Origin of the sequence: Intrasporangium chromatireducens Q5-1 (assembly GCF_000576575.1) — a bacterium.
Taxonomy (GTDB): Bacteria; Actinomycetota; Actinomycetes; order Actinomycetales; family Dermatophilaceae; genus Intrasporangium_A; species Intrasporangium_A chromatireducens.
The window spans coordinates 1-8,393 of record NZ_AWQS01000172.1; the positions used below are offsets into that span (position 1 = coordinate 1).

General features: G+C 69.7%; 8 protein-coding genes. All 8 read left to right on the forward strand.

Going from position 1 to position 8,393, the window contains the following annotated elements; genetic code table 11:
• The first annotated feature begins 167 nt into the window (after nt 1–167).
• Nucleotides 168–1,469 (forward strand): geranylgeranyl reductase family protein, encoded by a 1,302-nt coding sequence (locus tag N864_RS16265; RefSeq protein WP_034719168.1) that lies wholly within the window; start codon nt 168–170, stop codon nt 1,467–1,469.
• 94 nt (nt 1,470–1,563) lie between these two features.
• Nucleotides 1,564–1,926 (forward strand): NADH-quinone oxidoreductase subunit A, encoded by a 363-nt coding sequence (locus N864_RS16270; protein WP_034719170.1) that lies wholly within the window; start codon nt 1,564–1,566, stop codon nt 1,924–1,926.
• Between the two features lie 10 nt (nt 1,927–1,936).
• The gene (locus tag N864_RS16275) at nt 1,937–2,491 is read left to right on the forward strand and encodes a NuoB/complex I 20 kDa subunit family protein (RefSeq protein ID WP_034719172.1); all 555 of its coding nucleotides are present in this window, start codon (nt 1,937–1,939) and stop codon (nt 2,489–2,491) included.
• Nucleotides 2,488–3,276: an NADH-quinone oxidoreductase subunit C gene (locus tag N864_RS16280; RefSeq protein WP_034719174.1), complete on the forward strand. Its 789-nt coding sequence runs from the start codon at nt 2,488–2,490 to the stop codon at nt 3,274–3,276. The genes N864_RS16275 and N864_RS16280 overlap by 4 nt, the downstream gene beginning before the upstream one ends.
• Nucleotides 3,276–4,634 carry an NADH-quinone oxidoreductase subunit D gene (locus N864_RS16285; RefSeq protein ID WP_081793951.1) on the forward strand — a complete coding sequence of 453 codons (1,359 nt, stop codon included), beginning with the start codon at nt 3,276–3,278 and terminating at the stop codon, nt 4,632–4,634. Before N864_RS16280 ends, N864_RS16285 begins: the two co-directional genes overlap by 1 nt.
• Before the next feature lie 44 nt (nt 4,635–4,678).
• Entirely contained in the window at nt 4,679–5,515 is an 837-nt protein-coding gene (gene nuoE, locus N864_RS16290; protein ID WP_051518698.1) for an NADH-quinone oxidoreductase subunit NuoE, read from the forward strand.
• Nucleotides 5,512–6,846 (forward strand): NADH-quinone oxidoreductase subunit NuoF, encoded by a 1,335-nt coding sequence (gene nuoF, locus N864_RS16295; protein WP_034719176.1) that lies wholly within the window; start codon nt 5,512–5,514, stop codon nt 6,844–6,846. Before nuoE ends, nuoF begins: the two co-directional genes overlap by 4 nt.
• Nucleotides 6,843–8,393, forward strand: a 1,551-nt coding sequence (locus tag N864_RS16300; protein ID WP_034719179.1) for an NADH-quinone oxidoreductase subunit G, incomplete at its 3' end; no start/stop codon positions are given. The genes nuoF and N864_RS16300, both read left to right, overlap by 4 nt.

An 8,393-nucleotide genomic window follows, 5' to 3' on the forward strand; every position in this document is an offset into this window, starting at 1 on the left:
CGCGCGCGCCCATGTGGGCGTGCCCGAACCCCCTTCCGAGTGGTCGGACCGACCGGTGCGTGAGAGGTTAGGTGTACCTCACCTGACGTGGCGGGATGCACGGGGTAGGCTCGCTCGTTAGTTCGTGAAGGACTTCACAAAGTCACTCAAGTCCAGGAGCCACAAGCATGAGCGTGTCGGGCGCGGCCTCGACCACGGCCGACGTCATCGTCGTCGGCGCGGGACCTGGAGGCTCGGCGACCGCGGCGTACCTCGGCATGGCCGGTCTCGACGTCCTCCTCCTCGAGAAGACCCACTTCCCCCGCGAGAAGGTGTGCGGCGACGGCCTGACGCCGCGCGCCGTCCGGGAGCTGATCACCCTTGGCATCCCGACGCCCGAGGACGAGGGCTGGATCCGCAACAAGGGCCTGCGCATCATCGGCGCCGGCATGCGGCTGCAGCTCGACTGGCCGGAGAACAGCGCGTTCCCGCCCTACGGCCTCGTCCGCACCCGCCAGGACTTCGACGAGATCCTCGCCCAGCACGCCGTCAAGAACGGCGCCCGCCTCATCGAGGGCTGCAACGTGACCGGGCCGATCACCGACGCGGCCGGCCGGATCGTCGGGGTCACCGCCAAGGCCGTCGACGAGCGGGGGCGGGCCACCGGCCAGGCGCACGAGTTCCGGGCGCCCCTCGTCATCGCCGCCGACGGCAACAGCTCGCGGCTGTCGCTCGCGATGGGCCGCGAGAAGCGCGACGACCGCCCGATGGGCGTCGCGGTGCGGACCTACTACACGAGCCCGCGCACCAACGACGACTACCTCGAGTCGTGGCTCGAGCTGTGGGCCAAGGACCCGTCCGGCAAGGACGTCCTGCTGCCCGGCTATGGCTGGATCTTCGGCGTCGGCGACGGCACGTCGAACGTCGGCCTGGGCATCCTCAACACGTCCAAGGCGTTCGGCAACGTCGACTACAAGGACGTCATGCGTCGCTGGGTCGAGACCATGCCGGGCGACTGGACGATGAACGACGAGACGATGACGCAGCCGATCCGTGGCGCAGCGCTGCCGATGGGCTTCAACCGACAGCCGCACTACGCCGACGGGCTGCTCCTCGTCGGCGACTCCGGCGGCATGGTCAACCCGTTCAACGGCGAGGGCATCGCCTACGCCATGGAGTCCGGCCGGGTCGCCGCCGAGATCGTCGCGCAGGCGTTCGCCCGCACGAGCGACGCCGGGCGCGAGCGGGTCCTGCAGTCCTACAACGCGCGGATGAAGCAGGAGCTCGGGGGCTACTACACGCTCGGCCGCCACTTCGCGGCGCTCATCGGCAAACCCGAGGTCATGCGCCTCGCCACGAAGTACGGGCTGCCCCGCACGACCCTCATGAAGTTCCTGCTGAAGATCATGGCCAACCTGGCCGAACCGGCCGGCAAGGGTGCCGGCGACCGGATCATCAACACCCTGTCGCGACTCACCCCCGACGCATGAGCGGGCCGCTTGTGACGGTGAGCACGTACTCGGAGCCCGCCCCTAGGATGGGGGCGCCGCGCCTGCCTCAAGACCGAAAGGGAAGTGACGAAGGATGAGCGCCCCCTACGTCCCCGTGTTGTTCATGTTGGCACTCGGGTTCGGCTTCGCCGCGCTGTCGGTGTTCACCTCGCTCGTCGTCGGGCCGAAGCGCTACAACCGCGCCAAGCTCGAGGCCTACGAGTGCGGCATCCAGCCGACGCCCCAGGCCGCGGGCGGCGGGCGCGTGCCGATCAAGTACTACCTGACCGCGATGCTCTTCATCGTCTTCGACATCGAGTCGGTCTTCCTCTATCCGTTCGCGGTCGCGTTCAACAAGCTGGGCCTCTTCGCCCTCGTCGAGATGGTCCTGTTCATCCTCACCGTCTTCGTCGCCTACGCCTACGTCTGGCGTCGCGGCGGGCTGGACTGGGACTGAAGGAGAATCCATGGGTCTCGAAGAGAAACTGCCGTCAGGCTTCCTGCTCTCGACCGTCGAGGCGGCGGCCGGCTGGGTCCGCAAGGCCTCGATGTGGCCGGCCACGTTCGGCCTGGCCTGCTGCGCCATCGAGATGATGGCCGTCGGCACGCCTGACTACGACATCGCCCGCTTCGGCATGGAGCGCTTCTCGGCGACGCCGCGCCAGGCCGACCTCATGATCGTCGCCGGCCGGGTCAGCCAGAAGATGGCCCCCGTGCTGCGCCAGGTCTACGACCAGATGCCCGACCCCAAGTGGGTCATCGCGATGGGCGTCTGCGCCAGCTCGGGCGGCATGTTCAACAACTACGCGATCGTCCAGGGCGTCGACCACGTCGTGCCCGTCGACATCTACCTGCCCGGCTGCCCGCCGCGTCCGCAGATGTTGCTCAACGCGATCATCGAGCTGCACAAGCAGATCCAGACGACGCCGCTCGGGGTCAACCGCGAGGCGGCGGCCCGGGCTGCCGAGGAGGCGGCCCTGCGAGAGACGCCGACGCACCAGATGAAGGGGCTGTTGGCATGAGTGACGAGAAGACGCCTCAGCCCCCCGTGTCGTCGGAGCGGGCCGAGGACGCCGCCGGCTCCGGCCTCACGACCGGCGCGATCGAGTCGATCGACCGGGCCATGGCCGGCGAGGCCGGTGAGCCCGAGGTCGTCGGCGTGCGCCACGGCATGTGGGGACCGTCCCTGGGCAGCGACACGTCCGGCTACGGAGGACTGCAGAAGCCGATCCTCTTCCCTGGTGCCTCGCCGCGGCCCTACGGCTCCTACTTCGACGAGGTCGCCGACCACCTCGAGCGCGCCCTCGTCGGCGGGAGCGCCTCGTTCAACGAGGCGATCGAGAAGGTCGTCGTCGACCGGGGCGAGCTGACGCTGCACGTGCGCCGCGAGCACCTCGTCGCGGTCGCGCAGGCACTGCGGGACGACCCCGCCCTGCGCTTCGAGCTCTGCACCGGCGTCTCCGGCGTCCACTACCTGACGATGCCGGACCAGGAGCTGCACGCCGTCTACCACCTTGTCTCGATCACCCACGGCACGAGGCGGATCCGCGTCGAGGTCAGCTGCCCCGACGCCGACCCGCACATCCCCTCGATCGTCTCCGTCTACCCCGGCGCCGACTGGCACGAGCGGGAGACGTGGGACATGTTCGGGATCATCTTCGACGGGCACCCGTCGCTGACCCGCATCCTCATGCCCGACGACTGGCCGGGCCACCCCCAGCGCAAGGACTACCCGCTCGGCGGCATCCCCGTCGAGTACAAGGGTGCGACCGTCCCCGCGCCGGACCAGCGGAGGTCGTACAACTGATGAGCACGCACACCGAGAGCACCGACCCCTACGCCACCGGCATCGTCGACGACGAGGCCGTGGCCGACGCCCACGTCTTCAACATCGAGGGCGGCGACTGGGACGACCTCGTCGACGAGGCGACCTCCCTCAACGAGGAGCGCATCGTCGTCAACATGGGCCCGCAGCACCCGTCGACGCACGGCGTGCTCCGGCTCATCCTCGAGCTCGACGGCGAGACGGTGACCGAGGCCCGCGCCGGCATCGGCTACCTCCACACCGGCATCGAGAAGAACATGGAGTTCCGCACCTGGACGCAGGGCGTGACGTTCTGCACCCGGATGGACTACCTGACGCCGCTCTTCCAGGAGGCGGCCTACTGCCTCGCCATCGAGAAGCTGCTCGGCATCACCGACGACATCCCCGAGCGGGCCAGCGTCATCCGCGTCCTCATGATGGAGATGACCCGGATCAGCTCGCACCTCGTCGCGCTCGGCACCGGCGGCATGGAGATGGGCGCCACCACCGTCATGACGATCGGCTTCCGTGAGCGCGAGCGGATCCTCGGCATCATCGAGATGATCACCGGTCTGCGGATGAACAACGCCTACATCCGTCCGGGCGGTGTCGCCGTCGACCTGCCGCCCGGCACGATCGACGCCATCCGCGACATGGTCCCCAAGGTCCGCAAGGGGATCGGCGAGCTCGAGGCGCTGCTCAACGAGAACCCGATCGTCAAGGGCCGCATGGTCGACGTCGGGGTCCTCGACCTCGCCGGCTGCATGGCGCTGTCGGTCACCGGTCCGGTGCTCCGCTCGACTGGCCTGCCCTACGATCTGCGCAAGTCCGACCCCTACTGCGGCTACGAGACCTACGACTTCGACGTCATCACCCGCACGAGCTCGGACGCCTACGGGCGCCTCCGGGTCCGCATCGACGAGATGTACGAGTCGCTCAAGATCATCGCCCAGTGCGCGGACCGGCTCCAGGACAATCCCGGCCCCGTCATGGTCGCGGACAAGAAGATCGGCTGGCCGGCCCAGCTGGCGCTCGGCCCCGACGGGCTCGGCAACAGCCTCGACCACATCCGCGAGATCATGGGCGAGTCGATGGAGTCGCTCATCCACCACTTCAAGCTCGTCACCGAGGGCTTCCGGGTCCCGCCCGGGCAGGTCTACCAGGCGGTCGAGTCGGCGAAGGGTGAGCTGGGCTGCCACCTCGTCTCCGAGGGCGGCACCCGTCCGTACCGGGCCCACTTCCGCGACCCGAGCTTCAACAACCTGCAGGCGGTAGCAGCGATGTGCGAGGGCGGCATGATCGCCGACGTCATCGTCGCCGTCGCCTCGATCGACCCAGTGATGGGAGGTGTGGACCGGTGACCGAGGACCTGTGGTCGCTCCATGACACGCACGAGGCCGGCTACCTGCACGTCAGCACGGAGAGCAAGGAGCCGTATGCCGCTGACGTCCTCGAGCGGCTCCGCGCGGACGCCGAGGTGGTGATCGCCCGCTATCCGGAGAAGCGCTCGGCGCTGCTGCCGCTGCTGCACCTGGTCCAGTCGGTCGACGGCTACGTCACCGGCCGGGGCATCGACCTCTGCGCCGAGCTGCTCGACCTCACCACCGCCGAGGTCAGCGGCGTCGCGACGTTCTACACGCAGTACAAGCGACACCCCAACGGCGACTACACCGTCGGGGTCTGCACCAACACGCTCTGCGCGATCATGGGCGGCGACCGGATCTTCGACACGCTCTCCGAGCACCTCGGGGTCGGGCACGACGAGACGACGCCGGACGGCAAGATCACCCTCGAGCGGATCGAGTGCAACGCCGCGTGCGACTACGCCCCGGTCGTCATGACGAACTGGGAGTTCTTCGACAACCAGACGCCCGAGAGCGCCACCCGGCTGGTCGACGAGCTGCGCGCCGGCAAGGACGTCGTGCCGACGCGCGGCGCCGCGAAGGTCTGCACCTTCAAGGAGGTCTCGCGCGTCCTCGCCGGGTTCAACGACGGGCGTGCCGACGAGGGCGTCGGGGCCGGTCCTGCCTCGCTGCTCGGGCTCGAGATCGCCAAGCAGCAGGGCTGGCACGCGCCGAGCGACGACGCGTCGGGCACCGGTGCGCCCGCCCAGCCGGAGGTGCCGGCCGGGCAGACGTCGATCGACAGCCCGAGCAAGACGACGCCGACCGACGCGCCGCCGACCAAGCCCGCCGGGCACGACACGCTGCCCGGACTCGAGGGGAAGGACGAGTCCAAGTGACCGACACACTGACCCCCATCCTCACCCGCCTCTGGGACGCCCCGGAGTCGTGGAAGCTGTCCACCTACGAGCAGCACGAGGGCTACCAGGCGCTGCGCCAGGCCCTCACCATGACCCCCGAGGCCGTCCTCGGTGCGGTCAAGGACTCCAGCATCCGCGGTCGCGGCGGCGCCGGCTTCCCGACCGGCCTCAAGTGGTCCTTCATGGCGCCGCCCGACGGCGGGCCGCGCTACCTCGTCGTCAACGCCGACGAGTCCGAGCCGGGCACGTGCAAGGACATCCCGCTCATGATGGCCAACCCGCACGTCCTCATCGAGGGCGTCGCGATCTCGTCCTACGCGATCGGGTGCGAGAAGGCCTTCATCTACCTGCGCGGCGAGGTCGTGCATGTCTACCGTCGCCTGCTCCAGGCCGTCGAGGAGGCCCGCGCCGCCGGCTACCTCGGCGAGAACGTCCTCGGCAGCGGGGCGACCCTCGACATCGTCGTGCACGCCGGTGCCGGGGCCTACATCTGTGGTGAGGAGACGGCGCTGCTCGACTCGCTCGAGGGCCGCCGCGGCCAGCCGCGCCTCAAGCCGCCGTTCCCCGGCGCCGCCGGCCTCTACGCGCGTCCGACCTCGGTCAACAACGTCGAGTCGATCGCCTCGGTGCCCGGCATCATCCGCAACGGCGCCGACTGGTTCAAGAGCATGGGCACCGAGAAGTCGACCGGCTTCGGCATCTTCAGCCTGTCCGGCCACGTCGCCAACCCGGGCCAGTTCGAGGCGCCCCTCGGCATCACGATGCGCGAGCTGCTCGACCTGGCCGGCGGCATCCGCGAGGGTCACCGGCTCAAGTTCTGGACGCCCGGGGGCTCGTCGACGCCGATCTTCACCGAGGAGCACCTCGACGTGCCCCTCGACTTCGACTCGGTCGCCGCGGCCGGCTCGATGCTCGGCACCCGGGCCCTGCAGGTCTTCGACGAGACCGTCTCGGTCGTGCGCGCCGTCGCCCGGTGGACCGAGTTCTACCAGCACGAGTCGTGCGGCAAGTGCACCCCGTGCCGCGAGGGCACCTACTGGATGCGCCAGATCATGACGCGCCTCGAGCACGGCAAGGGCTCCCAGGACGACATCGACAAGCTGCTCGACATGTGCGACAACATCCTCGGCCGGGCCTTCTGCGCCCTCGGGGACGCCGCCACGAGCCCCATCACCTCGGCGATCAAGTACTTCCGCGAGGAGTTCGAGGCGGGCATGCACACGCCCGTCGACGTGCTCTTCCCCCCGGAGAAGTCGATGCTCTTCGCCGCCAGCGACACGAAGGAGTCGAGCGGGATGGTGACCGCATGACGACCACCACGTCACCCAGCGCCGGTGGCAACGCCGTCGACAAGGGCGGCAACGCCCAGCTGCCCAAGGGGCCCAACGACGTCTCCGTGACCATCGACGGCGTCCCGGTGAACGTGCCCAAGGGCACGCTCATCATCCGCGCGGCGGAGCAGATCGGGATCGAGATCCCCCGGTTCTGCGACCACCCGCTGCTCGACCCGGTCGGCGCCTGCCGGCAGTGCCTCGTCGACGTCGCGATGCCCGACCGGGAGGGCACCCCCCGGCCGATGCCGAAGCCGCAGGCCTCGTGCACGATGACCGTCTCGGAGGGGATGGTCGTCAACACGCAGCACACCTCCGCCGTGGCCGACAAGGCGCAGCACGGCATCATGGAGTTCCTCCTCATCAACCACCCGCTCGACTGCCCGGTCTGCGACAAGGGCGGCGAGTGCCCCCTGCAGAACCAGGCGATGTCGAACGGCCGCCCGGTCTCCCGCTACGAGGACGTCAAGCGGACCTACCCGAAGCCGATCAACATCTCCTCGCAGGTGCTGCTCGACCGGGACCGCTGCATCCTCTGCGCGCGGTGCACCCGCTTCTCCGACCAGATCGCCGGTGACCCGTTCATCGCGCTCGTCGAGCGCGGCGCGCTGCAGCAGGTCGGCATCTACGAGGAGAAGCCGTTCGAGTCCTACTTCTCCGGCAACACGGTCCAGATCTGCCCGGTCGGTGCGCTGACCGGCGCCGCCTACCGCTTCCGCTCGCGGCCGTTCGACCTCGTCTCGACGCCGTCGGTCTGCGAGCACTGCGCCAGCGGCTGCGGGATCCGCACCGACCACCGCCGCGGAGTCGTGCTGCGCCGCATGGCGCTCAACACGCCCGAGGTCAACGAGGAGTGGAACTGCGACAAGGGCCGTTGGGCCTTCACCTACGCCACGCTGCCGGACCGCATCGAGTTCCCGATGGTCCGCGGCGAGGACGGCCAGCTGCACGTCGTCGCCTGGTCCGAGGCGCTCAAGGCGGCCGCTGACGGCCTCGCCGGCGCCCGCGCCGGCGTGCTCGTCGGCGGGCGGGTCAGCGCCGAGGACGCCTACGCCTACGCCAAGTTCGCCCGAACGGTGCTCGGCACCAACGACATCGACTTCCGGGCCCGGCCCGCGTCGGCCGAGGAGGCGGACTTCCTCGCGCAGCACGTCGTGAGCACTGGGGTCTCCGAGGAGGCGTCGGGTGGCACCGGCGTGTCCTACGCCGACCTCGAGCGCGCCAAGGCGGTGCTCCTCGTCGGGTTCGAGCCCGAGGACGAGTCGCCCATCGTCTTCCTGCGGCTGCGCAAGGCGTTCCGCAAGAACAAGACGCGGGTCTTCTCGCTCGCCCCGTTCACCTCGCGCGGTCTGAAGAAGATGGGCGGCACGCTCGTCCCCACCACCCCGGGCCACGAGGCGGACACGCTGCGGGCGCTCGGCTCGACCGAGGCCGGCCGGCTCGCCGACGAGGCGCTCGCCGAGGGCGGCATCGTCCTGGTCGGCGAACGGCTCGCCCAAGTTCCCGGCGGCCTGACCGCGGCGGCC

Bases quoted from the DNA above. Each gene is read 5' to 3' on its own strand.
- N864_RS16285 (WP_081793951.1), top strand. From the start codon at position 3,276: ATGAGCACGCACACCGAGAGCACCGACCCCTACGCCACCGGCATCGTC.
- N864_RS16265 (WP_034719168.1), top strand. From the start codon at position 168: ATGAGCGTGTCGGGCGCGGCCTCGACCACGGCCGACGTCATCGTCGTC.
- N864_RS16270 (WP_034719170.1), top strand. From the start codon at position 1,564: ATGAGCGCCCCCTACGTCCCCGTGTTGTTCATGTTGGCACTCGGGTTC.
- N864_RS16275 (WP_034719172.1), top strand. From the start codon at position 1,937: ATGGGTCTCGAAGAGAAACTGCCGTCAGGCTTCCTGCTCTCGACCGTC.
- N864_RS16280 (WP_034719174.1), top strand. From the start codon at position 2,488: ATGAGTGACGAGAAGACGCCTCAGCCCCCCGTGTCGTCGGAGCGGGCC.